Origin of the sequence: Streptomyces sp. SP18CS02 (genome assembly GCF_036322365.1) — a bacterium.
Lineage (GTDB): Bacteria > Actinomycetota > Actinomycetes > Streptomycetales > Streptomycetaceae > Streptomyces.
In genome coordinates, this window is the sequence record NZ_JAQYXC010000266.1 from 302045 (window position 1) to 324896 (window position 22852).

A 22852-nucleotide genomic window follows, 5' to 3' on the forward strand; every position below is an offset into this window, starting at 1 on the left:
ACGTGTTGAACTCTAGCGGATTCCCGGGCCAGTACAAAAACGCGTTTGCCCAGCGTGCTGCGCTGACCTCGGCGCGCACCGTCCCATCGGCCCCCGCCCTAGACTCGCACCCGTGCACAACCTCGCTCCTCTGGCCCGCTTCGGCGGCCTCGTCGCAACCGACCTGCGGGATGTCACCAGTGACCCCGAGGCCCTCGACTCCTCCGGCTTCTGGGCCGTCTCCGCGGATTTCGAGGGCCGCCTGACGTGCGCCCGCTTCGGGGATGTCCGGACGGCGCCGGTACCCGCGCCCGTCCCCGGCGCATGGCGGGGGCCCGCGGCCGGTGACTGGACGTCCTCACTCGACCGCGCCGCGTACATGGCGGGGGTGCGCGCGATCCGCGCGCACATAGCGACCGGTGAGGTCTACCAGGCGAACCTCTGCCGGGTGCTGTCCGCGCCGCTGGCCGACGCCGCCGCCGATGTGGACGCCCTGACCGCCCTGCTCGCGCGCGGCAACCCCGCTCCCTACGCCGGAACGATTCGCCTGCCCGCGCACGGCGTGGAGATCGCCACCGCCTCACCCGAGCTCTACCTGCGGCGCGAGGGGCGCACCGTCGAGTCCGGGCCCATCAAGGGCACCGGCAGGACGGCCGCCGACCTGCTGCCCAAGGACCATGCCGAGAACGTGATGATCGTGGACCTGGTCCGCAACGATCTCGGACGGGTCTGCGCCACCGGATCCGTCACCGTTCCCTCGCTCTGCGCCGTCGAGGAGCACCCGGGGCTGGTCCACCTCGTCTCCACGGTGCGCGGCGAGCTCGCGCCGACGGCGGGCTGGCCGGCCCTGCTCGACGCCACCTTCCCGCCCGGCTCCGTGACCGGAGCGCCCAAATCCAGCGCCTTGCGCATCATCGAAGCGCTGGAGACCGCGCCCCGCGGCCCCTACTGCGGCGGGATCGGCTGGGTGGACGCCGACCGCCACGCAGGAGAGCTCGCGGTGGGCATACGCACCTTCTGGATCGACAGGAGCGAGGGTGAGGGAGTCCTGCGCTTCGGCACCGGAGCCGGGATCACCTGGGGGTCCGACCCGGAGCGTGAGTGGCAGGAGACCGAGCTGAAGGCGGCCCGGCTGCTCGCGGTAGCGTCGGGAACGTACGAGGCGAGCGGAAGGACCATCGGGAAATGAAGCTGTGGGTCAACGGCGGGCTGCACGACGCGGACGCGGCCAGGGTCTCCGTCCTGGATCACGGCCTGACCGTGGGCGACGGCGTCTTCGAGACGCTCAAGGCGGTACGGGGCAAGCCGTTCGCGCTCGAACTCCACCTGGAACGGCTCACCCGCTCCGCACGGGGGCTGGGCCTGCCCGACCCGGATCTCGACGAGGTGCGCCGGGCCTGCGCGGCCGTCCTGGACGCCAACCCCGTCGAGCTCGGCCGCCTGCGCGTCACCTACACCGGTGGCCTCTCCCCGCTCGGCTCCGACCGCGGCGACGCGGGCCCCAGCCTCATCGTGGCCGTCGGCGAGACCTCGCCGCGCCCCGGCACCACCGCCGTGATCACCGTGCCCTGGACACGCAACGAGCGCGGTGCCCTGACCGGGCTCAAGACCACGTCGTACGCCGAGAACGTCGTGGCCCTCGCCAGGGCGCACGAGCGGGGCGCCTCGGAGGCGCTCTTCGGGAACACCGTCGGACAGCTCTGCGAGGGCACGGGCTCCAACGTCTTCGTGGTGCTGGACGGGCAACTGCACACCCCGCCCGTCTCCTCCGGCTGTCTGGCCGGCATCACCCGCGCCCTGACCGTGCAGTGGACCGGAGCGAAGGAGACGGACCTGCCCCTGGACGTCCTGGAGCACGCCGAGGAGATCTTCCTGACCTCCACCCTCCGCGACGTCCAGGCGGTCCACCGTGTCGACGACCGCCGGCTCCCCGGCGCGCCCGGCCCGGTGACCGCCGAGGCCATGCGCGTCTTCGCCGAGCGGGCGCCGCTCGTGTAGCGGGGACGATCCGTCCGTAAAACATGATGACGTGCGGCCGCACGGTGGGTAGAACTCCCCTGATGACCACCACCCTGCGGCCGGCCGGGCCGCTTCAGCGCGCAACCGACGGCACCACCTCCCGTGCCTACGACGTCTGCGTCAACAGCCGTCCCGTGGGCGCGGTCGAGCTCGGCACCATGCCCGGATTCGGACCCGGCGCGGGGGCGATCCGCTCCCTGCGCATCGACGAGGCGGACCGCGGCCGCGGCCGCGGCACGGTGGCCGCGCTCGCGGCCGAGGAGGTGCTGCGCGGCTGGGGCTGTGACCAGGTCCTGGTCTCCGTACCGGTCGAGGCCGCCGTCGGCCTGCGGATGACGGCCTCGCTCGGCTACCGGGAGCGCAGCCGCAACATGGTGAAGCGGCTGGGTGCCGGCCCCGCACCGGTCACCGATGTCGTCCTGCGGCGCATGACGCCGGAGGAGTTCGACAGCTGGGAAGCCGCGTCCAGGGAAGGCTTCGCGCAGAGCTGGATCGACCGCGGCGTGCCGGTGGAGCAGGCCCGGGCCAAGGCCGAGGCGAGCACCCGGGAGAACCTGCCCGACGGGCTGGCGACCGAGGGGGCCGGACTCCACGTCGCCGTGCGCGACGGCACCGTCGTCGGGCACCTGTGGACCGGGCGGCGCGAGCTGACGCCCGGCGAGCAGTCCGCGTTCGTGTACGACATCGACGTCGTCGAGGAGCAGCGCGGGAAGGGGTACGGCCGGGCCCTGATGCTGCTCGCCGAACGCACCGCGCGGGACTCGGGGGCGCGGCTGCTGGGTCTGCACGTCTTCACCGGCAACACTCCCGCGATCCGCCTCTACGAGTCCCTGGGCTACGCGACGACCCACGTCAACAGCTTCAAGCCGCTGCTCTGAGGCACGGGGCGGGGCGCCGGCCCCGGGCCGTGTCCGGGAGGTCCCGCCCGGGCCGCGACGCCCCTGCGGGCGGACGGATACTCCCGGACACACCCTAGGCCCGGGCCAGCAGGCCGTCGGCGATCTCCATGACGCGTCGGCGCAGGCCCTCCTGGCTCTTGCCGCCGTCCAGCCGCTCGCCGCCGATCACGTACGTGGGGGTGCCGGTGACGCCGATGGCCTTGCCTTCGGCCTGGTCGGCGTCGACGATCAGCAGATGCCGGCCGTCGATCAGCGCCGTGTCGAACTCCTCGGCGTCCAGGCCCAGTTCCCGCGCGACATCCAGCAGGAGCGGCTCGCCCCGGGACGCCAGCTCCTCGGCCCTGGCCAGGACCGCCTCCGCGTAGGGCCAGCCCTGTCCCTGCTCCGCCGCCTCCTCTGCCGCCTGCGCCGCGGCGTAGGCGTGCTTGTGCCTCTCCAGCGGGAAGTGGCGCAGACGCACCTCCAGCCGGTCCCCGTAGTGGGCGCGCAGGGCGTGGAGGTCGTCGAGGGCGGCGTGGCAGTCGGTGCACTGGAGCTCGCACCACACATCGAGGACGACGGGGGCGGTGGTGCTGTCGGTGGTGGAGTCGCTCATGGGGGCAGTCTTCCAGCAGGAGCCCCACTGCCCCAACCGGGACCTGCGGTCCGGTTCCGGGGGAGCCCGGTGGGGGGGCGGGGGAGGAGCCACCCGGAGATCTCCCTGAGATCACCCCCGCACCATGGCCGCCGCGGGAGGCGACGGTGCAGGATGGAAGGGACGTATCGAGCGCGCCGCCTGGAGGCCCGGATGCTTGCCGAGACCATTTGCTCCGCGGTGTCCGCCGCCGGGCTGGGCATCGCCGCCATCACGGCGTACCGCAAGCGCTTCGTGGCGGCGGCGCGTATCGCCGGGTACGCGCTCGTGCCGGTGGGGCTGGTGCTGACCGGCGTGGTCGAGTGGGCGGCCGGAACGGCGTTCAGCCCGATGGCGTGGGCCGGTGTCGGGGTGCTGGGACTGGCGTGGCTGCTGCTCTGGGCGACCCGGGTCGTCGAGCGGCGCAGGGGCGGCACGCGCAAGGAGGCGCGGGCCACGCGGCGCGCCGCGGTCGCGCCCGCCGCGTCCGCGCCCTCGCTGGGGGGCGGTGCGAAGGCCCCGGCCGCCCGCCCGGCGGCGAAGCCGGGTGCCGGTGCCACGGGCCAGGCCGACGACTTCAGCGACATCGAGGCCATCCTCAAGAAGCACGGCATCTGAGGCGGCCCGCGGTCGGCGGTGCCGCCTGCCGGCCCGGTCTGCGGATCCGGGCCGAGGGCCGGAGTCGCCACCGGGACCCCGCTTTATCCCACGTCGGGCCGTCTCATGGAGCGCGTATCGGCCCACAGGCACGGGAAGTGATGAACTACGCACCCGTGGGGGTGGGTTCGGTGATCACTGGTCACTTTGCTGCGCCATCATCTCTGCCGAGATGCTGGATACCTCGCGGGATCGCCCCCCCGCCCCCACCGAAGAGCCGCGCGGCTGCCTTTTCGCGCTCTCCCAGCCGCCGCTGATGATCTTTCTGGCGGTGATCGGCTGTCTGCTGCTGATGGCCGCCGTGCACGATCTCTATGTGCTGTGAACGCCGCCGCCGGGCGGGCCGCTCAGTCGGCGGCGGCCTCCTTGCGGCGGGCCCGGTACGCGGCCACGTGCAGCCGGTTGCCGCAGGTACGGCTGTCGCAGTAGCGGCGCGAGCGATTGCGGGAGAGGTCGACGAAGGCCCGCCCGCAGTCCGGCGCCTCGCAGCGGCGCAGCCGTTCCCGCTCGCCCGCCACGACGATGAAGGCCAGCGCCATGCCGCAGTCGGCCGCCAGATGGTCGGCGACCGACGCGCCCGGCGCGAAGTAGTGCACATGCCAGTCGTAGCCGTCGTGGTCGGTGAGCTGGGGCGTGGTGCCCGCGGCGGCCACCAGCCGGTTGATCAGCTCGGAGGCGGTCCGGGTGTTCGGCGCGGAGAAGACGTCGGCGAACTGTTTTCGTACGTTCAGTACCGCCCCGAGGTCCTGCGCGCCGAGCTCGCCGACCCCGCTGATGTCATGGCTCCGCACGAACGCGTACAACGACGCGATGTCCCCGAGTTCGTCGCCCCGCTCGCCCTCCGGCGCGGTGTTCATCAGATCGACGACGGTGTCGAGGGCGATCCGGGTGTCGTGGGGGATCAGCACGATTCGCTCCCTGGCCTGCTGCGGGCGGGCGCCCGCCGGATTGCGCTGACTCTAGTCGCTTGGGCGCACGGCGCCGGGATCGCGCCGGAAGCGGGCTGAAACGCACCGGCGCCGCCACCGCGGTGGAGGCGCGGTGACGGCGTGGGCGTCCGCCGTGTGGTGGCGGTATGCGGTTGTCCACGCGGCGCCGTCGCCCCGAGTCGGACGGCGCCGTGCGGCTCTCGGCCTGGCTCAGCTTTCGGCCAGGATGTGCGAGAGCTCCGTGTCGAGGTCGAAGTGACGGTGCTCGGTGCCTGGTGGCACCGCGGCGTCGGTCCGCTTCAGGAACGACTCCAGGGCCCGCGCCGGGGCCTCGAGCAGGGCTTCGCCCTCCGGGGAGCTCAGCGCGATGCAGACGACGCCCTGACCGTGGCTGCGGGACGGCCAGACTCGGACGTCGCCGGTGCCGGTGGGCCGATGCAGCCCCTCGGCGAGAAGGTCGCGGGCGAATACCCACTCGACCGTCTCCTCGGCTCCGGTGTGGAAGGTGGCGTGCACGGCATAGGGATCGGCCGTGTCATACCGCAGGCCCGCCGGTACAGGCAGTGAGGACTCGCTCGACACAACGAGGCGCAGGTGCAGCTCGCAGCTGACCGTGGTGTTCATAAGCGCCAGGGCCTTTCGCTCAGTGTGCGCTCGGGGATTCGCACGTCGGCGAAATCGACATGCCACCTACGGTGCCGTTGTAAACCCCTCTGTCTGTTTTGTGATTGTTGAGGTACCTCGTACGGCGGTATGTAACCGGTGGTTATACGGCCATTTCGGTGACGGGGGGCTGTCGGGTAAGTTGGGCCTCATGAATGCGGAGAGTGACGAGCGGGAAAGGGGCGCCCAGCCGGTGGCCAAGGAACCCGCGACGGGGGACGTGACGGAAGGCGCGGACGCGGAACCGGTACTCGGTTCTCGTGCGCCCCAGTTCATCAAGGCGCGGCGGACGTTGCACGTCAGCTGGCAGGTCGGCGTGTTCATCGTCGGTCTGGCGGTCGTCGGGGCCGGTGTGGCCATGCTGGTGCTTCCGGGGCCCGGCTGGGTGGTGATCTTCGGCGGCATGGCGATCTGGGCCACCGAGTTCGTCTGGGCCCAGCTCGTGCTGCGCTGGACCAAGCGCAAGGTCACGGAGGCGGCGCAGCGGGCCCTCGACCCACGGGTGCGCAGGCGCAACATCATCCTCACCACGATCGGTTTCGTGATCGTGGTGGTGCTGGTCGGTATCTATCTGTGGAAGTTCGGTCTCGTGATGCCCTGGAAGATCAACGAGTGACGCCCCGGCACCGGCCGCGGGTGGTCGGGGGCCCCGCTGACATGGGGTAATGTTTGCGGTGCGCCCGGGCGATTAGCTCAGTGGGAGAGCGCTTCGTTCACACCGAAGAGGTCACTGGTTCGAACCCAGTATCGCCCACCACCCGGACCGAAGGCCCTGGAGACCGATTCAGTCTCCGGGGCCTTCGGCGTTCCTCACCGCATCCGGCCGAAGACCTCCCGCAGACGCCGGGCGTCCCGCAGCCGCTGCTCGTACGTCGCGCCCACACCGAGCAGGAGCAGACCCGCCACGGCCAGGGGCAGCCATCGGGGCAGCACACCGACCACCTGCATCACGTACGGCGCCAGCTCGTGGAGGCCGTCCAGGGCGAGCACCGCGCCGCCGAGGACCAGCAGGGCCTGCAGACGCAGCCGTGCCCCGGCCAGTGTCAGCGCGAGCGCCACACCACCCAGCACCAGGGGCCGGACCCACTGTGCGTCGGTCCACGCGGCGAACAGGCTCGGCAGCAGCGTGGCGGCCAGCCCCGGTCCGTACGCGCTCCAGGACGACGCCCCCGGGTCGCCCCGACGGCGCAGCGCGCCCACCACGACCGCGGGCACGGTCACCGGCAGGGTGTACGCCTCCGGGACCGAGACCTCCCAGACCGCCAGCCGTACCCAGGCCGCCAGTACGAGGAGCGCGGTGGCCGCGCAGCCGGCGGCCGGGCGCCGCTCGGGGCGTACGGCCGTGGCGGCGGCGATCACACCGCACAGACCCAGCACGAGCGCCAGCACGGCCGGCCGGGGCGTCGCCAGACCCACCGCGAGCAGAGCGGCACCCGCGCCGGTCAGCTCGACCGGGAGGGCGACCGGGTGGCGCCGCAGCCGCGCGCCCAGCGCGGCCGTCGCCGCCGGCACGGCGAGCAGGGCGAGGGCGACGCCGTGCACCGGCAGCCCCGCGGAGACGGCGGCAGCCGCCACGAAGCCGGTGGCCGCGGCGACGGTCACGCACGCCAGCAGCGTCTGGACGGTCCGAGCCGCTTCCGGCAGGCCGGCGGCGGGCCCGGCGTCCGCCCCGTGCGGGGGCCGGGCCGTGAGCGCGGCGCCCGCGAACAGGACGGTCAGCGCCGCCGCCACCGAGAGCGACGCCGTCTCCACGGCGAGCGCCGACACCGCGACCGCCACCGCCGCCGCCAGCGCGCACCCCACAACCGTGATCCGTACCGCGTCCACCGCGGAGCGCGGCCCGGCGGGAGGGCCGGCCTGGGCGTCCGGACCGGGCTGGGCGAGAGCGGGGCCGGCCGCGTCGGAAGCACCGGAGGCATCGGCGGTGCCGGAAGCAGCGGCCACCCCAGTGGCACCCTCAGAGCCGTAAGCATCAGGCGTATCAGCGGCACCATCCGGGCCCGCCGAGCCGGCCGGCGCGGGAAGGCGCCACGTCAGTGCCGCGGGCCGGACCGCGGCCACCAGCGACACCGCCACCACCAGCGTGTGCGCCGCCACCGTTGCCGCGTACGGCAGGGGCAGGGTCACCGGCAGCGCCATCAGCGCCGTACACGCCAGTACGAGGGCCGCGCACCGGGCCGCCGCGATCCGGACGAACGCCGCGCTACCGGCCACCGTCAGGACCACCACCAGTGACGTCCAGGGCACCTCCGGAATCCGGACGGGAACGTCCGACCAGACGTGCGCCACCTGCGTCGCGGGCGTCATCAGCGCGGCCGCCACCGGAGGCAGCGCCCACACCAGGGTCAGACCCTGGACGGCCGCCGACGCCCCCGCCAGGCCGAGCCGCACCCCGCGCGCCGGCACACCGCGCACCGCCGCCGCCAGGATCACCGCGCACAGCAGATAGCCCGGCACCCCCCAGTGGGCGGGGGCGACCTCCCGGACCAGACCGCCCGCGCCCGCCACCGCCACCGCGCCGCCCGCCGCAGCGCAGGCCACCGCGACCGCCGGAACCCGCCACGCCACGCCCACCGACACGGCCGAGGCCACCAGCAGCAGCACCGCCGGGGCGGCGCCCCCCTGGACCAGCGACAGCCAGGTGCCCGTCAGGACAGCGCCGCCACCCGTGACGACCGCCCCCGCACCCGCCACGTCCCGCGCGGCACCCGGCCGACGCCACACCGCGAGCACCGCGAGCACATCGAGCCCCGCCGTCACCAGCAGCGCCCAGCCCGCCGTCAGCCCGCCGCCCGCCGAGGCCAGCGCTCCGAGCGGCAGTGTCAGTTGCGCGGTCCCCACCGCCACCGGCAGCGGAAGACGCAGAGCGCCGACCCTCGTGCCGTACGCCGCCCACACCGCCGCGAGCACGCCCGAGACGACCGCCGCGTACCCGGGGCCGTCCACCTCCGGCATCGCCACCCGGTGCAACGCGTACGCGTCCAGCACCATCAGCACCAGCCCCAGGGCCGCCACCGACTCCGCGGTCGCGGCCAGCCCCCGCCGCAGCAGTGTCACCGGCGCCGCCAGCGCCGCGACCGTCACCGTGGCGAGCACGGCGGCGCGGCCGCCGATCCCCAGGTGACCCCAGCTGAACAGGGTGAAGGCGATCGCGGCGACGGCCAGCAGCACCCCGCCCAGGGTGAGCAGGACGTTCTGCGCACCATGCGCGGTGGTCTCCGCGGGCCGCGGAGCGGCGAACGGCGACGGTGAGCCCGTGGACGAACCCCTCGGTCCGTCCGGCCAGGGGGCGGGCAGGGGGGCCGGAGGCACGGTCGCCCCGTTCAGCACACCCAGCAGCCAGGCCCTGCGGGCCAGCAATCGTGCGCGGCGTGCGTCGAGTAGGGCCAGCTCGTGGTCGAGGATCGCCAACTCCTCGGCGGGCGGCGGAACGTTCTCCATGAGGGGGGAGTGTGGTGGCGGCCACACCGCCCGGCATGCGCGCCCGTACTCAGATCCGCTACTCATGTCCGCCGCCCCGCATGAGTACGCCCCGCCGGAGCATGTATGGACCATGGACTGGTGCCACTTCCGTTTCCGTAGCGTCTGGGCCCTGCCCGCGCCGCCCGACACGGTCTTCGCCGTACTGGAACGCGCCGACGAGTACCCCCGCTGGTGGCCGCAGGTGCGGGAGGCGACCCGCCTCGACGGGCGGACCGGCCGGGCCCGTTTCCGCTCCTTCCTCCCGTACGACCTCGTCGTCACCGTCGCCGAACGGCACAACGACCCCGCCGCGCGCGTGCTGGAGATCGCCCTCGGCGGCGACCTCGAAGGATGGGCCCGCTGGACGGTCACCGCCCACGGCGAGGGCGGCTCGCGCGCCCTGTACGAGCAGGAGGTCGACGTCCGCAGCCGGCTCATGCGCAGATTCGCCGTGCCCGGCCGGCCGGTCTTCCTCGCCAACCACGCCCTGATGATGAGGGCCGGTCGCCGCGGCCTGGCCGGACTCCTCCGATCGGTTTGAACGAAACCCGCGGGGGCCTGTATGGTTCAGTCCGTTCCCGGGCGATTAGCTCAGTGGGAGAGCGCTTCGTTCACACCGAAGAGGTCACTGGTTCGAACCCAGTATCGCCCACCGGGAGAGGCCGGTCCGTGCGTCACGGACCGGCCTTCTTGCATGCCGCCCCCACGGCCGCCCTCGCGGATCCCGGGCCGCGGCGCCCCACCCGGCCGCCGGAAGCTCCGGCCGCGGCGCCTCACGCGGCCGCCGGGAGCTCCGGCCGCAACGGCCACGCCGTATCCACGCGCTCCTCCGACCCGTTGCGCGCGAACCACGCCTGGAGACCGCGCGCCTGGGCCGCGTGCCACACGGACTGCAAGGTGTGCAGCTCCGCCGGCGTCAGCCGCTCCAGCCGCGAGGCGAACCTGCGCCCCACCGCCCGCACCACCTCCAGCGACGCGGTCGCGTCGGCGGCCGCGTCGTGCGCGCCCTCCAGTGCCACCTCGTACTGCGCGCACAGGTCGGTCAGCGTCCGGCGTCCCTTGCGGTAGCGGTCCAGGTGCTTGTCCAGTACCCGCGGATCCAGCACGCACAGCGGAGCACTCAGATAGCGGGAGAGCGACGAGGCGCGGTGGCGGCGCAGTTCACGGTCCAGGAGCGTCAGATCGAACGGCGCGTTCATCACCACCAGGGGCCGGCCCGCCGCGCACTGCTCGGCCAGCACCCGCGCTATCTCCTCCATCACGGGCGCCGGCCACCTGCCGTTGCGCTGCAGGTGATCGTCCGTCAGCCCGTGCACCTCGGTGGCGCCGGGTGGCACCGGCACTCCCGGGTTCACCAGCCAGCGGCTGGTGCGCACGCGCCCGCCCGCGGTGTCCTGCACCACCACGGCGGCCGAAACGATCCGGTCCTCCTCGACGTCGACTCCAGTGGTTTCCGTGTCAAATGCGGCCAGGGGCCCCTCGTACCAGAGCGTCATACTCCGAACTCCTCGCGCCTACCCGGCAGATGGCTCGATCCCTCTGCCCGAAACGGTGATACCCGGGCTGTTTGCGCCGTACGCCGACCGGTGACAACACAGGTGGGGAGCGCGAAGCATGACGCTCCGTCGCGAAAGCTCCGTGGCAGCACCGCGAACACCTCGCCGATTTACCCCAATTCACCCCTATTCATCTCGAACCGCCGCTGGACCACCGCGGTGAACCCGTCGAACAGCCCGGGAGGCCCGAAGAGCCATGGCGCTCGCGCAGCCCGAACCTGGGGGCACCTCACGCGCCGAAAGCCGCAGGGGTGGACTGCTTCCCGAGCAGTCGGCACCGCAGCGCGGCGCACTCGCCACCACCGCGTGCATGGAGACCCTCCAGGTGGGCTACCTCCACGCCGTGGCCGCCGCGGCCGGATGCTCGCTGTCACAACCCTTTCCGGACAACGGCATCGACTGGCACGTCAGCCACAGTGCCCCCGGGCATGTCGTCGACGACGAAGTCACCATCAAGGTGCAGCTCAAATGCACGTACCAGATCCCGCCCCGCCCGCCGGGCGCCGCCTTCTCGTTCACCCTCGACAACGACCACCTGGTGAAGCTGGCCCGCACACCCGTCTCGGTGCACAAGATCCTCGTCGTCATGCTGGTCCCCCGGACCCAGGACGAATGGCTGCGGGCCGGCCATGACCGGCTCGACCTGCGGCACTGCTGTTACTGGACCAACCTCGCCGGGCATCCCGTCACCGGCAGGCGGCGCACCACCGTGCGCGTACCCACCTCGCGGATATTCGACGACCGGGCGCTCTGCGAGATCATGACCCGGGTCGGGGCGGGAGGGAGACCCTGATGCACCGGCCGATCGACGAACCCATGCGGCAACACCCCACGAGCGACACCCCGTTGGCCTGGACCGGCACCCCCGATCCCGGCCAGGTCGACCCCCGCGTCCTCGGCGCCCTGCTGGGCCGTCACGGCTGGCGGCGACGGGGCGGCGCCGCCGGGCGCTACCACCGCTGGACCCCCCCGGGCCCGGGGGCCGACGCCACCAGCCTCCTCGTCCCCGAGAGCCGTGCCTTCCCCGACTGCGAGGACCTCGTCGGCGAGGCGCTCAGCGCCCTCGCCCGCTGTGGCTCGCCCTCGGCACGTGAGGTCCTCATCGGCCTGAGCGTCCCCAGCGACGAGATCCGCTGGTGGCGCGACGTCCCCCCGGGCGCCTCCGGGACGGTCCCCTGGACCGTGCAGGAACAGCTGCGCTCCGCCGCCCGCCAGATCCTGCTGGCCGGGGCGCTCGCGGTGTGCGGCCGGGTCGGCTACCACGGTGCGCGCCACCGCCGGCAGGCCCGGGCGGTACTGGACGGCGTCCTCGTCGGGGCGGCCCCCGACGGCCGGGGCCTGACCGCCTTCGTCCCCGTGGACCCCGGCCGGGGCCTCGCGGTACGGCTCTACCACGCGCTGTACGCCGCCCGGGAGGCCGTCGACTACCGGCGCGCCACCGGCGGGATGGACGTCTTCGACTCGGCCGTCGAGGCGGGCGTGAGCCGGGAGCTGACCGACGCGCTGATCGCGCTCGTACGAGGCGCCGAGGGTGCCAGGATCGCCCTGGAGTGGGCCCCCGCCGCCGGTGTGCCCGACGGCTGCGCCGCCCGCCCCGAACCCGTCGACTTCTCGCCCGGGGACCTGCCCGCCCTGCGCGAGGCGGGCGTCCGCTACCTCAGCGGCGAGCCGTCCGTGCACGTGGGGATCACCGGCACGGTGGTCCGGATGCGCAGGTCCGGGCCGCGGGGCGGGGGGACCGTACGCCTGCGGGTGCTGGAGGGGGCCGACGTGCCGCACGTACGGGTGGCGCTGGACGAGGAGTCGTACCGCACGGCCGGCCACGCCCATCTGGTCGGGCTGCCCGTCCGGGTGGTGGGCCGGCTGGAGAGCCGGGGCGGCTTCCGGCGGCTCACCGACGCCTCCGGAGTCGTCCCGGTGCAGGTCGACGAGGCGGAACGGGACCGGCTGATGAAATCCCTGCACGAGAACCTGGGACTCTTCGGGGAGGCGTGCGGACCCGGAGAGTGAGCGGGGCCCGCGCCGGACGCGGGGGAAACCGTTTCGCGGGGCGGGGCGGCGGCTCGGTAGCATGGCCAGTCGAACAGTCGCCGAGCAACGCGGCGCTTCCCCTTCAGTCAGGAGAGACCGGTGTCAGACGTCCGTGTGATCATCCAACGCGATTCCGAGCGGGAAGAGCGCGTGGTGACGACGGGCACTACGGCCGCCGACCTCTTCGCCGGTGAGCGCACCGTGGTCGCCGCGCGGGTCGCGGGCGAGCTGAAGGACCTCGCGTACGAGATCAAGGACGGCGAGAGCGTCGAGCCGGTCGAGATCTCCTCCGAGGATGGCCTGAACATCCTGCGCCACTCCGCCGCGCACGTCATGGCGCAGGCCGTGCAGCAGCTCTTCCCCGAGGCCAAGCTGGGCATCGGCCCGCCGGTCAAGGACGGCTTCTACTACGACTTCGACGTCGACAAGCCCTTCACCCCCGATGACCTCAAGGCCATCGAGAAGAAGATGCAGGAGATCCAGAAGCGCGGCCAGCGCTTCTCCCGCCGGGTGGTGACCGACGAGGCCGCCCGCGAGGAGCTGGCCGACGAGCCGTACAAGCTGGAGCTCATCGGCATCAAGGGCTCCGCGTCGAGCGACGACGGCGCCGACGTCGAGGTGGGCGGCGGCGAGCTGACCATCTACGACAACCTGGACGCCAAGACCGGCGAGCTGTGCTGGAAGGACCTCTGCCGCGGTCCCCACCTGCCCACCACCCGCAACATCCCGGCGTTCAAGCTCATGCGCAACGCCGCCGCCTACTGGCGCGGCAGCGAGAAGAACCCGATGCTCCAGCGCATCTACGGCACCGCGTGGCCGTCGAAGGACGAGCTGAAGGCCCACCTGGACTTCCTCGCCGAGGCCGAGAAGCGCGACCACCGCAAGCTCGGCAACGAGCTGGACCTCTTCTCCATCCCGGACGAGATCGGCTCCGGCCTCGCGGTCTTCCATCCCAAGGGCGGCATCATCCGCCGGGTCATGGAGGACTACTCCCGCAAGCGGCACGAGGAGGAGGGCTACGAGTTCGTCTACTCGCCGCACGCCACCAAGGGCAAGCTGTTCGAGAAGTCGGGCCACCTGGACTGGTACGCCGACGGCATGTACCCGCCCATGCAGCTCGACGAGGGCGTGGACTACTACCTCAAGCCCATGAACTGCCCCATGCACAACCTGATCTTCGACGCCCGGGGCCGGTCCTACCGCGAGCTGCCCCTGCGCCTGTTCGAGTTCGGAACGGTGTACCGCTACGAGAAGTCGGGCGTCGTGCACGGCCTGACCCGGGCCCGCGGCTTCACCCAGGACGACGCGCACATCTACTGCACCAAGGAGCAGATGGCGGCGGAGCTCGACCGGACGCTCACCTTCGTCCTGGACCTGCTGCGCGACTACGGTCTGACCGACTTCTACCTGGAGCTGTCCACCAAGGACGAGACCAAGTTCGTCGGCTCGGACGAGGTGTGGGAGGAGGCGACCGAGACCCTGCGGCAGGTCGCCGAGAAGCAGGGCCTGCCCCTGGTCCCGGACCCGGGCGGCGCCGCCTTCTACGGCCCGAAGATCTCCGTCCAGTGCAAGGACGCGATCGGCCGGACCTGGCAGATGTCGACCGTCCAGCTGGACTTCAACCTGCCCGAGCGCTTCGACCTGGAGTACACCGGCCCGGACGGCACCAAGCAGCGTCCGGTCATGATCCACCGCGCGCTGTTCGGCTCGATCGAGCGGTTCTTCGCCGTCCTGCTGGAGCACTACGCGGGCGCCATGCCGCCGTGGCTGGCCCCGGTCCAGGCGGTCGGCATCCCGATCGGCGACGCGCACGTGGAGTACCTCCAGGCGTTCGCCGCCGAGGCCAGGAAGAAGGGCCTGCGGGTCGACGTGGACTCCTCCTCGGACCGGATGCAGAAGAAGATCAGGAACCAGCAGAAGCAGAAGGTCCCCTTCATGATCATCGTCGGTGACGACGACATGAACGCGGGCACCGTCTCCTTCCGCTACCGGGACGGCTCCCAGGAGAACGGGATCGCCCGCGAGGCGGCCCTGGCCAAGCTCCTCGACGTCGTGGAGCGCCGCGTACAGGTGTGAGCGGATCCCCGCGCCCGCGGGGTCCCGAGGGGCGGTTCCATCCGGGGCCGCCCCTCGCCGCTTCCCCCGTCATCGGCAGCGAATATGCTGGCCCGCATGACGACTGAGCCGGAGCAGCAGATCGGAGTCGGGACGCCTGACGCGTTCCAGCGCCTGTGGACGCCCCACCGGATGGCGTACATCCAGGGGGAGAACAAGCCGACCGGCCCGGGGGCCGGCGACGGCTGCCCCTTCTGCTCCATTCCGTCCGCATCGGACGAGGACGGCTTGATCGTCGCGCGCGGTGAGCGGGTCTACGCGGTGCTGAACCTGTACCCGTACAACGGCGGCCACCTCATGGTGGTGCCCTTCCGGCACGTCGCCGACTACACGGAGCTCGACGAGGCCGAGACCGCGGAGCTCGCGGTGCTGACCAAGCAGGCCATGGTCGCGCTGCGCTCGGCCTCCGGCGCGCACGGCTTCAACATCGGGCTCAACCAGGGCGCCGCGGCCGGCGCCGGCATCGCCGCCCATCTGCACCAGCACATCGTGCCGCGGTGGGGCGGCGACACCAATTTCATGCCGGTCGTCGGCAACACCAAGGTCCTGCCGCAGCTCCTGGGGGACACCCGCAAGATGCTCGCGGAGGCCTGGCCGAGCGCGGGAGCCTGACCTCGCGGTCGGTCCGGGCCCCCGCGCCGCCGCTCAGGCGTCGTAGACGTCGGCCTTCCTCGGAGCCGGGTCCTGGACGAAGCCGCTGAGCACCATGGAGCGGTTCGCGAAGCGCTCGGTGTCGACGCCGTGCTCCTCCAGCATCTTGATGGTGGCGGTGTGCACCGCCCGCATCACGGGAGTGGCGGCGCGGATCGCGTCATCGGCCATGAAGCGGTGGCGCCAGGGCTTGTCGGCCCAGGCGTGCCGCAGGCCGAACGGTTCCGGCAGGACCAGCTTGCCGCCGAGGAAGTCCAGGACCGGCGGGAACCAGGTCAGCGGGGCGCGGACGGCGAGCCGCACGACCTCGTTGGTCTCGACCAGCGGCTGGGGGATCTCCTTGGTCTCCCAGAACCGGACGGACTTGGCCACTTCCTTGACCTTGGGCGACGGCTTGGTGGTGAAGAGCGGGTGGACCGGGCCGAGGGCGTGACCGGTGACCTCGATGCGCAGCGTGTGCAGGAGTGCCGTGACCGTGACCATCATCGTCAGGACCAGCTGGCCGTCCCAGAGGGTGAACTGGACGCCGAGGTAGTGGCGGTTGCCCTTGCCGAACTGGTTCTCGTTGCAGATGCGCTGTATCTCGTGCGGCTTCACCAGGTAGGTGACGATGTTCTCGCCCTCCGGCCGGGCGACCTCCTTGGCGCCTTCGCCGACCGGCGAGACGATCCAGTGGTTCACGGACGGGGTGGGGAAGCCGGTCTTGAGCGTGCCGCGCTCCAGCATCTTCAGCTGGTCGTGGATGGGGCGGATGACGTCCCAGGTGCGGAAGGCGTGGATCTCCTTGCCGGCCTGGGGGACGAGCTCCTCGGCGAGGTGCCAGCCGCCCCAGCGGGTGCCCATGCCGAGTATCCCCTTGGGGCCCGCGTAGAAGACGACGTTGGACCGCTGTTCGGCGGTGAGCTTCTCCAGGGACTGGCGCAGCTCCTCGGCCGCCGTCTCGTTGGGGTCCTGGGGGACGGCCTCGGGGATCTTCGGGCCCACGCCGCCGCCGCTGAGCAGTCCGTCCCAGCGCGCGCGCAGGTCCTTCGCGGTGGATTCGCAGACCCGCTTGGCGAGGAACCAGCCCACCACCGGGGCGACGACCATGAGGCGCAGATAGACCGCCAGGACGCCGGTGAAGGGCAGCTTGATCAGGAAGATCACGGCCAGGAAGCCGACGGCGGCGAGGAGCGCGGTGCCGAGAGCTCCCGCGCGCTTGTCGGAGGCGCCGGCCAGGGTGCGGCGCAACTGGAAGACGGCCAGCCAGATCAGCAGGCCCGGCAGGAAGAGGACGCCGCAGACCAGGGTGATCAGGGTCAGCGTCCTGTCCCGCTGCTTGCGGATGCCGGTCGCGGCGAGGCAGTGCTCGACGACGGGCTGGGGCTCGGTGCCGAAGGACTGGATCAGCGGTTTGCGGCCACCGCCCAGCATGCGGACCTGCACGGCACGCGAGAAGGCCTCCCCCAGATTGGGTTCGAGAAGGGAGAACTTGCCCTTCTTGACGGCCGATTCGTGCCATTCGTTGTTCGCCTTGAGGATCTCCTCGACCGGGCTGTCGCGGTACGCGGCGGAGGCCAGCGCGTGCGTGGCCACCGTCTGTCCGGCCGACCCCTGGAGCGGGACCTGTGCCCCGGGGCCGAAACTGTCCATTGTCACTGCCGCCCCCATCGCCGCGTGTTCCGCCGCTGCCGCGGATGTCGTACCGCGGCACTGCGGCTTGTTCCGGCCTCTTCCCAACGAGCCCGCTCCGCACACCTGCTGAGCTGGGCACTACAGCCTATCGGGGGCAGGGGGCGCGCGTCAGGGGACCTCGGAATGCCGTCCGTCCCGGTGGAGTTGGACGGACGGCACCGGTAACCGGCCTCAGTGGGCGACGCGTTCGCGGACCCTGTCCGCGACCTGCGGGGGCATCGCCTCGTGACGGGCGTAGCTACGGTCGAAACGGCCCGTCCCGTGGGTGAGGGAACGCAGGTCGACGGCGTACCGGCCGATCTCGATCTCCGGGACGTCGGCCCGTACGAGAGTGCGCCCCTGGCCGGCCTGTTCGGTTCCGACCACCCGGCCGCGCCGTCCCGACAGATCGCTCATCACGGGACCGACGTACTCGTCGGGCACCAGGACCCGCACTTCGGCGACCGGCTCCAGAAGGTGGATGCGGGTGTCCGCCGCCGCCTCGCGCAGGGCGAGGGCGCCGGCCGTCTGGAACGCGGCGTCGGAGGAGTCGACGGAGTGGGCCTTGCCGTCCCGCAGCGTGACGCGCACGTCGACCAGCGGGTACCCGGCGGCGACGCCACGCGCCGCCTGGGCCCTCACGCCCTTCTCGACGGAGGGGATGAACTGACGCGGCACGGCCCCGCCGACCACCTTGTCGACGAACTCGATGCCGGAACCCGGGGGCAGCGGTTCGACCTCGATCTCGCAGATGGCGAACTGGCCGTGGCCGCCGGACTGCTTCACGTGCCGTCCGCGCCCCGCCGAGCTGTCGCCGAAGGTCTCGCGCAGCGACACCCGGTGCGGTACGGCGTCGACCTGGACGCCGTACCGGTTGCGCAACCGCTCCAGAGCGACGTCCATGTGGGCCTCGCCGAGGCACCACAGCACCACCTGATGGGTGTCCTGGTTCTGTTCGAGGCGCATGGTGGGGTCCTCGGCGACCAGCCGGGCGAGTCCCTGCGAGAGCTTGTCCTCGTCCGCCTTGCTGTGCGCCTGGATGGCCAGCGGCAGGAGCGGGTCGGGCATGGCCCAGGGCTCCATGAGGAGCGGGTCGTCCTTGCCGGAGAGGGTGTCGCCGGTCTCGGCCCGGGCCAGCTTGGCCACGCAGGCGAGGTCGCCGGCGATGCAGCGGTCGAGCTGGCGCTGCTGCTTGCCGAAGGGGGCGGAGAGGGCGCCGACCCGTTCGTCGAGGTCGTGGGAGGCGTGCCCGTTGTGCGACCGGTCGACGAGCCCGTGCCCCGACACGTGCACCGTCTCGTCGGGGCGCAGGGTGCCGGAGAAGACCCGTACCAGCGAGATCCGTCCGACATACGGGTCGGAGGCGGTCTTCACCACCTCGGCGACCAGCGGTCCCTCCGGGTCGCAGCTGATCGGGGGGCGCATGGCGCCCTGCGGGGTGGTGACCAGGGGCGCCTCGCGCTCCAGCGGGCTGGGGAAGCCGCGGGTGATCAGGTCGAGCAGCTCGACCGTGCCCAGGCCCTGCCTGGCGCCGGGAGCGGCGTGCGCGGCGGCGAGCACGGGGTGGAAGGCGCCGCGGGCGACGGCCTTCTCCAGGTCCTCGATGAGCGTGCCGAGGTCGATCTCCTCACCGCCGAGATAGCGGTCCATGAGGGTCTCGTCCTCGCTCTCCGCGATGATTCCTTCGATCAGCCGGTTACGAGCCGTCTCGATGAGGGGAACTTGCGAGTCGTCCGGCGGGTTTTCCTTTCTTTCCCCGGTCGAGTAGTCGAAGATCTTCTGCGTGAGCAGCCCGACGAGACCCGTCGCCGGGGCGTGTCCGTCGGGGCCCTCCGGCCCCCGGACGGGCAGATAGAGCGGGAGCACCGCGTCGGGGTCGTCGTCGCCGAAGATCCGGGAGCAGACCCCGGTGAGCTCCTCGAAGTCGGTGCGGGCCGTGTCGAGGTGGGTGACCACGATCGCCCGGGGCATGCCGACCGCCGCGCACTCCTCCCAGACCGCGCGGCAGGAGCCGGCGACCGCGTCGGCCTCCTGGGCGGCGGAGACGACGAAGAGGGCCGCGTCGGCGGCCCGCAGACCGGCCCTGAGCTCGCCCACGAAGTCGGCGTATCCGGGGGTGTCCAGCAGATTGATCTTGCAGCCGCCCCATTCGAGCGGCACCAGGGAGAGCTGTACGGAGCGTTGCTGGCGGTGTTCGATCTCGTCGTAGTCGGAGACCGTGCCGCCGTCCTCGACCCGGCCCGCCCGGTTGACCGCTCCGGCGGTCAGCGCGAGGGCCTCGACCAGGGTCGTCTTGCCGGATCCGCTGTGGCCGACCAGCACCACGTTCCGTACCGATGAGGGCTGGTCGGCCGTTATCGCCCTGCCGGCGGCTCCGGGGTGTGCGTTCGCCTTGTCACCCATGATTCTTCCTCCCGATCGCATCGTGCACGGTGAGGTGGGGGCGCGGGGCCGGGGAGCCGCGAGCGGCTCCGGCGAGGCCCGCGGTGGTCTTTCGAGCTTTCCACTCCAGCAAGGTTGCGTCCATACGTCGGACGCCGCGCGCGCACCCGCGGGTGCCCGGCGCTGGAGCGCCGCGGGCCTGGCTACGATGGGCCAGCCGGTGGCCGTTGGGGCCACGCGGCCCACCGACCCTCGGGAAGGCCATGCTGAACAAGTACGCGCGTGCGTTTTTCACGCGTGTTCTCACACCGTTCGCCGCGTTTCTCCTCCGCCGCGGGGTGAGTCCCGACGCCGTCACCCTCATCGGTACGGCCGGTGTCGTCGCGGGTGCGCTGGTCTTCTTCCCCCGGGGAGAGTTCTTCTGGGGCACCATCGTCATCACCCTGTTCGTCTTCTCCGACCTGGTGGACGGGAACATGGCCCGCCAGGCCGGGATCTCCAGCCGGTGGGGCGCCTTCCTGGACTCCACGCTGGACCGGGTGGCCGACGGCGCGATCTTCGGCGGCTTCGCGCTCTGGTACGCGGGCCGGGGCGACGACAACGTGCTGTGCGCCGTGGCCATCTTCTGCCTGGCCAGCGGCCAGGTCGTCTCGTACACCAAGGCCAGGGGCGAGGCGATCGGCCTGCCGGTGGCGGTCAACGGTCTCGTCGAGCGGGCCGAGCGCCTGGTGATCTCGCTGGTCGCGGCCGGTCTGGCCGGCCTGCACGGCTTCGGCGTCCCGGGCGTCCAGGTGCTGCTGCCGATCGCGCTGTGGATCGTCGCCGTGGGCAGCGCGGTCACGCTCGGACAGCGCGTCGTGACGGTGCGCCGCGAGGCCGCCGAGGCCGACGCCGCGGCCCCGGGAAGCGGGGCCGCGTCATGAGCGGGGCCAGGGACCGGCTGACCGACTCGCTGTACGGGCTGGGCTGGAGCACCGTCAAGAAGCTTCCTGAGCCGGTGGCCACCGGCCTGGGCAGGCGGATCGCCGACCTGACGTGGAAGCGGCGGGGCAAGGGCGTGCTGCGCCTGGAGGCCAACCTCGCGCGCGTGGTGCCCGGCGCCACGCCGGAACGGCTGGCCGAGCTGTCGCGGGCCGGCATGCGCTCGTACATGCGGTACTGGATGGAGTCCTTCCGGCTGCCGACGTGGGACGCGCGGCGGGTGAAGGACGACGTCGTCATAGAGGACGCGCACCGCCTGACCGACACCCTGGCCACGGGCAGGGGGGTGGTGCTGGCACTGCCGCACCTGGCCAACTGGGACCTGGCGGGGGTCTGGGCGACCCGTGCGCTGGGCGTGCCCTTCACCACGGTCGCCGAGCGGCTCAAGCCGGAGACGCTGTACGACCGGTTCGTGGCCTACCGCGAGTCACTGGGCATGGAGGTGGTGCCGCACACCGGCGGCGCCGCCTTCGGCGCACTGGCCCGGCGGCTGCGGGCGGGCGGACTGGTCTGCCTGGTGGCCGACCGCGACCTGTCGGCCTCCGGCGTCGAGGTGACGTTCTTCGGCGAGACGGCGCGGATGCCCGCGGGCCCCGCGCTGCTCGCGCAGCAGACCGGGGCGCTGCTGATGCCGGCGACCCTCTGGTACGACAGCCCCACGACGATGAGGGGCCGGTTGCACCCGCCCGTCGAGGTACCCGGGACGGGGACCCGGGCCGAGAAGTCGTCCTCGATGACACAGGCGCTGGCCGATGCCTTCGCCGCCGGAATCAGCGAACACCCGGAGGACTGGCACATGCTTCAGCGGGTGTGGCTCGCCGACCTGGAGGAGGGGCCCGGGCAGCCGGCCGGGAGCTCCGCGGGCGGGACGCGCGCGGCGCGCGAGGACGCGCCGGGCGACGCCCCCGGGGAGCGTCGCGCGTGAGGATCGGCATCGTCTGCCCGTACTCCTGGGACGTGCCGGGCGGCGTCCAGTTCCACATCCGGGACCTGGCGGAACATCTCATCCGGGTCGGGCACGAGGTCTCCGTACTGGCTCCGGCCGACGACGAGACGCCGCTGCCGCCGTACGTGGTGTCGGCGGGCCGGGCCGTCCCGGTCCCGTACAACGGCTCGGTGGCCCGGCTGAACTTCGGCTTCCTGTCGGCGGCGCGGGTGCGGCGCTGGCTGCACGACGGCACCTTCGACGTGATCCACATCCACGAGCCCGCGTCGCCGTCGCTCGGTCTGCTGTCCTGCTGGGCGGCGCAGGGACCGATCGTCGCCACCTTCCACACCTCGAACCCCCGGTCGCGCGCGATGATCGCGGCGTACCCGATCCTCCAGCCCGCGCTGGAGAAGATCAGCGCCCGGATCGCGGTGAGCGAGTACGCCCGCCGGACCCTGGTCGAACACCTCGGGGGCGACGCGGTGGTCATCCCCAACGGCGTCGACGTGGACTTCTTCGCCAAGGCCGAGCCGAAGGCGGAGTGGCAGGGCGACACGCTCGGGTTCATCGGCCGCATCGACGAGCCCCGCAAGGGCCTGCCCGTCCTCATGAAGGCGCTGCCGGAGATCCTCACGGCGCGTCCCGGGGCCCGGCTGCTGGTCGCCGGCCGCGGCGACGAGGAGGAGGCCGTCGCGTCGCTGCCCGTGGAGATGAGGCGACGGGTGGAGTTCCTCGGCATGGTGAGCGACGCGGACAAGGCGCGGCTGCTGCGCAGCGTGGATGTCTACGTGGCGCCCAACACCGGCGGGGAGAGCTTCGGGATCATCCTGGTCGAGGCGATGTCGGCGGGCGCGCCGGTGCTCGCCAGCGACCTCGACGCCTTCGCGCAGGTCCTGGACCAGGGGGCGGCGGGCGAGCTGTTCGCCAACGAGGACGCGCAGGCCCTGGCCAGGGCGGCGATCCGGCTGCTGGGCGACCCGGACCGGCGCCGGGAACTGCACGACCGGGGCAGCGCGCACGTCCGCCGCTTCGACTGGTCGACGGTGGGCGCGGACATCCTGGCGGTCTACGAGACGGTGACCGACGGCGCGGCCTCGGTGGCGACGGACGAGCGCCTGGGGCTGCGGGCCCGGTTCGGCCTGACTCGGGAGTAGGCGCGGCCAAGGGCCGGAGCGGGCCGGCCCGGTCGGCGCGCGCCCGGTTCGCGCCCCGCTCGGGCCCGGCGCCGGCACGGGGCCCCGGCGCCCGGCCGGCCGGGCCTCGTCGGAGCCGCTCCGGCGCACCCGGACCCGGTTCGCGCCCCGCTCGGGCCCGGCGCCGGTACGGGAGCGGAC

21 protein-coding genes and 2 tRNA genes are annotated in these 22852 nt (G+C 72.6%); 16 read left to right on the forward strand and 7 right to left on the reverse strand.

All coding sequences use genetic code 11. The features are described 5' to 3' along the window. Positions 1–112: 112 nt before the first annotated feature. The 3 genes from PUR26_RS09150 to PUR26_RS09160 all read left to right on the forward strand — a co-directional run bounded on the left by PUR26_RS09150 (position 113) and on the right by PUR26_RS09160 (position 2876). Positions 113–1168: a chorismate-binding protein gene (locus PUR26_RS09150; RefSeq protein WP_329870969.1), complete on the forward strand. Its 1056-nt coding sequence runs from the start codon at positions 113–115 to the stop codon at positions 1166–1168. Beyond that, complete coding sequence (locus tag PUR26_RS09155) at positions 1165–1977, forward strand: aminotransferase class IV (protein WP_329870971.1); 813 nt, start codon at positions 1165–1167, stop codon at positions 1975–1977. The genes PUR26_RS09150 and PUR26_RS09155 overlap by 4 nt, the downstream gene beginning before the upstream one ends. 62 nt (positions 1978–2039) lie before the next feature. After that, complete coding sequence (locus PUR26_RS09160; RefSeq protein ID WP_329870973.1) at positions 2040–2876, forward strand: GNAT family N-acetyltransferase; 837 nt, start codon at positions 2040–2042, stop codon at positions 2874–2876. A gap of 94 nt (positions 2877–2970) precedes the next feature. Here PUR26_RS09160 and PUR26_RS09165 read toward each other — a convergent pair whose 3' ends face one another. Next, on the reverse strand, positions 2971–3492 hold the full coding sequence (locus PUR26_RS09165; protein ID WP_329870975.1) for a DsbA family protein: 522 nt from the start codon (positions 3490–3492) through the stop codon (positions 2971–2973). 192 nt (positions 3493–3684) lie between these two features. Between PUR26_RS09165 and PUR26_RS09170 the strand changes: the two genes are divergently transcribed. Beyond that, positions 3685–4128 carry a hypothetical protein gene (locus PUR26_RS09170; RefSeq protein WP_329870977.1) on the forward strand — a complete coding sequence of 148 codons (444 nt, stop codon included), beginning with the start codon at positions 3685–3687 and terminating at the stop codon, positions 4126–4128. Between the two features lie 211 nt (positions 4129–4339). Beyond that, positions 4340–4492, forward strand: coding sequence for a hypothetical protein (locus PUR26_RS09175; protein ID WP_329870979.1), 153 nt, complete (start codon positions 4340–4342; stop codon positions 4490–4492). A 22-nt stretch (positions 4493–4514) separates the two neighbouring features. Here PUR26_RS09175 and PUR26_RS09180 read toward each other — a convergent pair whose 3' ends face one another. Together PUR26_RS09180 and PUR26_RS09185 are read right to left on the reverse strand one after the other, a co-directional pair. Further along, complete coding sequence (locus PUR26_RS09180; RefSeq protein WP_329870981.1) at positions 4515–5075, reverse strand: CGNR zinc finger domain-containing protein; 561 nt, start codon at positions 5073–5075, stop codon at positions 4515–4517. A 231-nt stretch (positions 5076–5306) separates the two neighbouring features. Then, positions 5307–5720: an SsgA family sporulation/cell division regulator gene (locus PUR26_RS09185; RefSeq protein WP_003959770.1), complete on the reverse strand. Its 414-nt coding sequence runs from the start codon at positions 5718–5720 to the stop codon at positions 5307–5309. Between the two features lie 190 nt (positions 5721–5910). Here PUR26_RS09185 and PUR26_RS09190 point away from each other — a divergent pair, with 190 nt between their 5' ends. Both PUR26_RS09190 and PUR26_RS09195 read left to right on the forward strand, forming a co-directional pair. Next, positions 5911–6375 (forward strand): TIGR02611 family protein, encoded by a 465-nt coding sequence (locus tag PUR26_RS09190; protein WP_329870983.1) that lies wholly within the window; start codon positions 5911–5913, stop codon positions 6373–6375. Between the two features lie 66 nt (positions 6376–6441). Further along, positions 6442–6516: transfer RNA gene (locus PUR26_RS09195), tRNA-Val, on the forward strand. Between the two features lie 53 nt (positions 6517–6569). On the opposite strand, the gene PUR26_RS09200 is transcribed toward PUR26_RS09195, so the two are convergent. Next, entirely contained in the window at positions 6570–9200 is a 2631-nt protein-coding gene (locus PUR26_RS09200) for an SCO7613 C-terminal domain-containing membrane protein (RefSeq protein WP_329870985.1), read from the reverse strand. A gap of 112 nt (positions 9201–9312) precedes the next feature. Between PUR26_RS09200 and PUR26_RS09205 the strand changes: the two genes are divergently transcribed. Further along, positions 9313–9762 carry an SRPBCC family protein gene (locus tag PUR26_RS09205; RefSeq protein ID WP_329871067.1) on the forward strand — a complete coding sequence of 150 codons (450 nt, stop codon included), beginning with the start codon at positions 9313–9315 and terminating at the stop codon, positions 9760–9762. Between the two features lie 39 nt (positions 9763–9801). Continuing rightward, a tRNA-Val gene (locus PUR26_RS09210) sits at positions 9802–9873 on the forward strand. A gap of 121 nt (positions 9874–9994) precedes the next feature. Here PUR26_RS09210 and PUR26_RS09215 read toward each other — a convergent pair. Beyond that, positions 9995–10717 carry a 3'-5' exonuclease gene (locus PUR26_RS09215; protein ID WP_329870987.1) on the reverse strand — a complete coding sequence of 241 codons (723 nt, stop codon included), beginning with the start codon at positions 10715–10717 and terminating at the stop codon, positions 9995–9997. A gap of 256 nt (positions 10718–10973) precedes the next feature. On the opposite strand from PUR26_RS09215, the gene PUR26_RS09220 reads away from it, so the two are divergent. The 4 genes from PUR26_RS09220 to PUR26_RS09235 all read left to right on the forward strand — a co-directional run bounded on the left by PUR26_RS09220 (position 10974) and on the right by PUR26_RS09235 (position 15535). Further along, complete coding sequence (locus tag PUR26_RS09220; protein WP_329870989.1) at positions 10974–11570, forward strand: DUF4365 domain-containing protein; 597 nt, start codon at positions 10974–10976, stop codon at positions 11568–11570. Then, entirely contained in the window at positions 11570–12787 is a 1218-nt protein-coding gene (locus tag PUR26_RS09225) for a hypothetical protein (protein WP_443077016.1), read from the forward strand. Before PUR26_RS09220 ends, PUR26_RS09225 begins: the two co-directional genes overlap by 1 nt. 120 nt (positions 12788–12907) lie before the next feature. Then, positions 12908–14884, forward strand: a complete 1977-nt coding sequence (gene thrS, locus PUR26_RS09230; RefSeq protein ID WP_329870991.1) for a threonine--tRNA ligase — start codon at positions 12908–12910, stop codon at positions 14882–14884. 84 nt (positions 14885–14968) lie between these two features. Beyond that, a complete protein-coding gene (locus tag PUR26_RS09235) occupies positions 14969–15535 on the forward strand; it encodes an HIT family protein (RefSeq protein WP_329870992.1) in 567 nt (188 codons plus the stop codon). A gap of 33 nt (positions 15536–15568) precedes the next feature. Here the strand turns inward: PUR26_RS09235 and PUR26_RS09240 are convergent, their stop codons facing one another. Then, positions 15569–17206 carry a hypothetical protein gene (locus PUR26_RS09240; protein ID WP_329871070.1) on the reverse strand — a complete coding sequence of 546 codons (1638 nt, stop codon included), beginning with the start codon at positions 17204–17206 and terminating at the stop codon, positions 15569–15571. Positions 17207–17419: 213 nt separating this feature from the next. Then, entirely contained in the window at positions 17420–19630 is a 2211-nt protein-coding gene (locus PUR26_RS09245; RefSeq protein WP_329870994.1) for an elongation factor G-like protein EF-G2, read from the reverse strand. A 242-nt stretch (positions 19631–19872) separates the two neighbouring features. Here PUR26_RS09245 and pgsA point away from each other — a divergent pair, with 242 nt between their 5' ends. Genes pgsA through PUR26_RS09260 form a run of 3 tightly spaced genes read left to right on the forward strand, consistent with a single transcriptional unit; the run spans position 19873 to position 22672 of the window. Next, positions 19873–20532, forward strand: a complete 660-nt coding sequence (pgsA, locus tag PUR26_RS09250; RefSeq protein WP_329870996.1) for a phosphatidylinositol phosphate synthase — start codon at positions 19873–19875, stop codon at positions 20530–20532. Continuing rightward, positions 20529–21515, forward strand: coding sequence for a phosphatidylinositol mannoside acyltransferase (locus tag PUR26_RS09255; RefSeq protein WP_329870998.1), 987 nt, complete (start codon positions 20529–20531; stop codon positions 21513–21515). Before pgsA ends, PUR26_RS09255 begins: the two co-directional genes overlap by 4 nt. Continuing rightward, a complete protein-coding gene (locus tag PUR26_RS09260) occupies positions 21512–22672 on the forward strand; it encodes a glycosyltransferase family 4 protein (protein WP_329871000.1) in 1161 nt (386 codons plus the stop codon). The genes PUR26_RS09255 and PUR26_RS09260 overlap by 4 nt, the downstream gene beginning before the upstream one ends. Positions 22673–22852: the final 180 nt, after the last annotated feature.

Excerpts from the sequence above, each read along its gene's own strand:
- PUR26_RS09155 (WP_329870971.1), top strand. The coding sequence starts at position 1,165 with ATGAAGCTGTGGGTCAACGGCGGGCTGCACGACGCGGACGCGGCCAGG.
- PUR26_RS09160 (WP_329870973.1), top strand. The coding sequence starts at position 2,040 with ATGACCACCACCCTGCGGCCGGCCGGGCCGCTTCAGCGCGCAACCGAC.
- PUR26_RS09165 (WP_329870975.1), bottom strand. The coding sequence starts at position 3,492 with ATGAGCGACTCCACCACCGACAGCACCACCGCCCCCGTCGTCCTCGAT.
- PUR26_RS09170 (WP_329870977.1), top strand. The coding sequence starts at position 3,685 with ATGCTTGCCGAGACCATTTGCTCCGCGGTGTCCGCCGCCGGGCTGGGC.
- PUR26_RS09175 (WP_329870979.1), top strand. The coding sequence starts at position 4,340 with ATGCTGGATACCTCGCGGGATCGCCCCCCCGCCCCCACCGAAGAGCCG.
- PUR26_RS09185 (WP_003959770.1), bottom strand. The coding sequence starts at position 5,720 with ATGAACACCACGGTCAGCTGCGAGCTGCACCTGCGCCTCGTTGTGTCG.
- PUR26_RS09190 (WP_329870983.1), top strand. The coding sequence starts at position 5,911 with ATGAATGCGGAGAGTGACGAGCGGGAAAGGGGCGCCCAGCCGGTGGCC.
- PUR26_RS09200 (WP_329870985.1), bottom strand. The coding sequence starts at position 9,200 with ATGGAGAACGTTCCGCCGCCCGCCGAGGAGTTGGCGATCCTCGACCAC.
- PUR26_RS09205 (WP_329871067.1), top strand. The coding sequence starts at position 9,313 with ATGGACTGGTGCCACTTCCGTTTCCGTAGCGTCTGGGCCCTGCCCGCG.
- PUR26_RS09215 (WP_329870987.1), bottom strand. The coding sequence starts at position 10,717 with ATGACGCTCTGGTACGAGGGGCCCCTGGCCGCATTTGACACGGAAACC.
- PUR26_RS09220 (WP_329870989.1), top strand. The coding sequence starts at position 10,974 with ATGGCGCTCGCGCAGCCCGAACCTGGGGGCACCTCACGCGCCGAAAGC.
- PUR26_RS09225 (WP_443077016.1), top strand. The coding sequence starts at position 11,570 with ATGCACCGGCCGATCGACGAACCCATGCGGCAACACCCCACGAGCGAC.
- PUR26_RS09235 (WP_329870992.1), top strand. The coding sequence starts at position 14,969 with ATGCTGGCCCGCATGACGACTGAGCCGGAGCAGCAGATCGGAGTCGGG.
- PUR26_RS09240 (WP_329871070.1), bottom strand. The coding sequence starts at position 17,206 with ATGGACAGTTTCGGCCCCGGGGCACAGGTCCCGCTCCAGGGGTCGGCC.
- PUR26_RS09245 (WP_329870994.1), bottom strand. The coding sequence starts at position 19,630 with ATGGGTGACAAGGCGAACGCACACCCCGGAGCCGCCGGCAGGGCGATA.
- pgsA (WP_329870996.1), top strand. The coding sequence starts at position 19,873 with ATGCTGAACAAGTACGCGCGTGCGTTTTTCACGCGTGTTCTCACACCG.
- PUR26_RS09255 (WP_329870998.1), top strand. The coding sequence starts at position 20,529 with ATGAGCGGGGCCAGGGACCGGCTGACCGACTCGCTGTACGGGCTGGGC.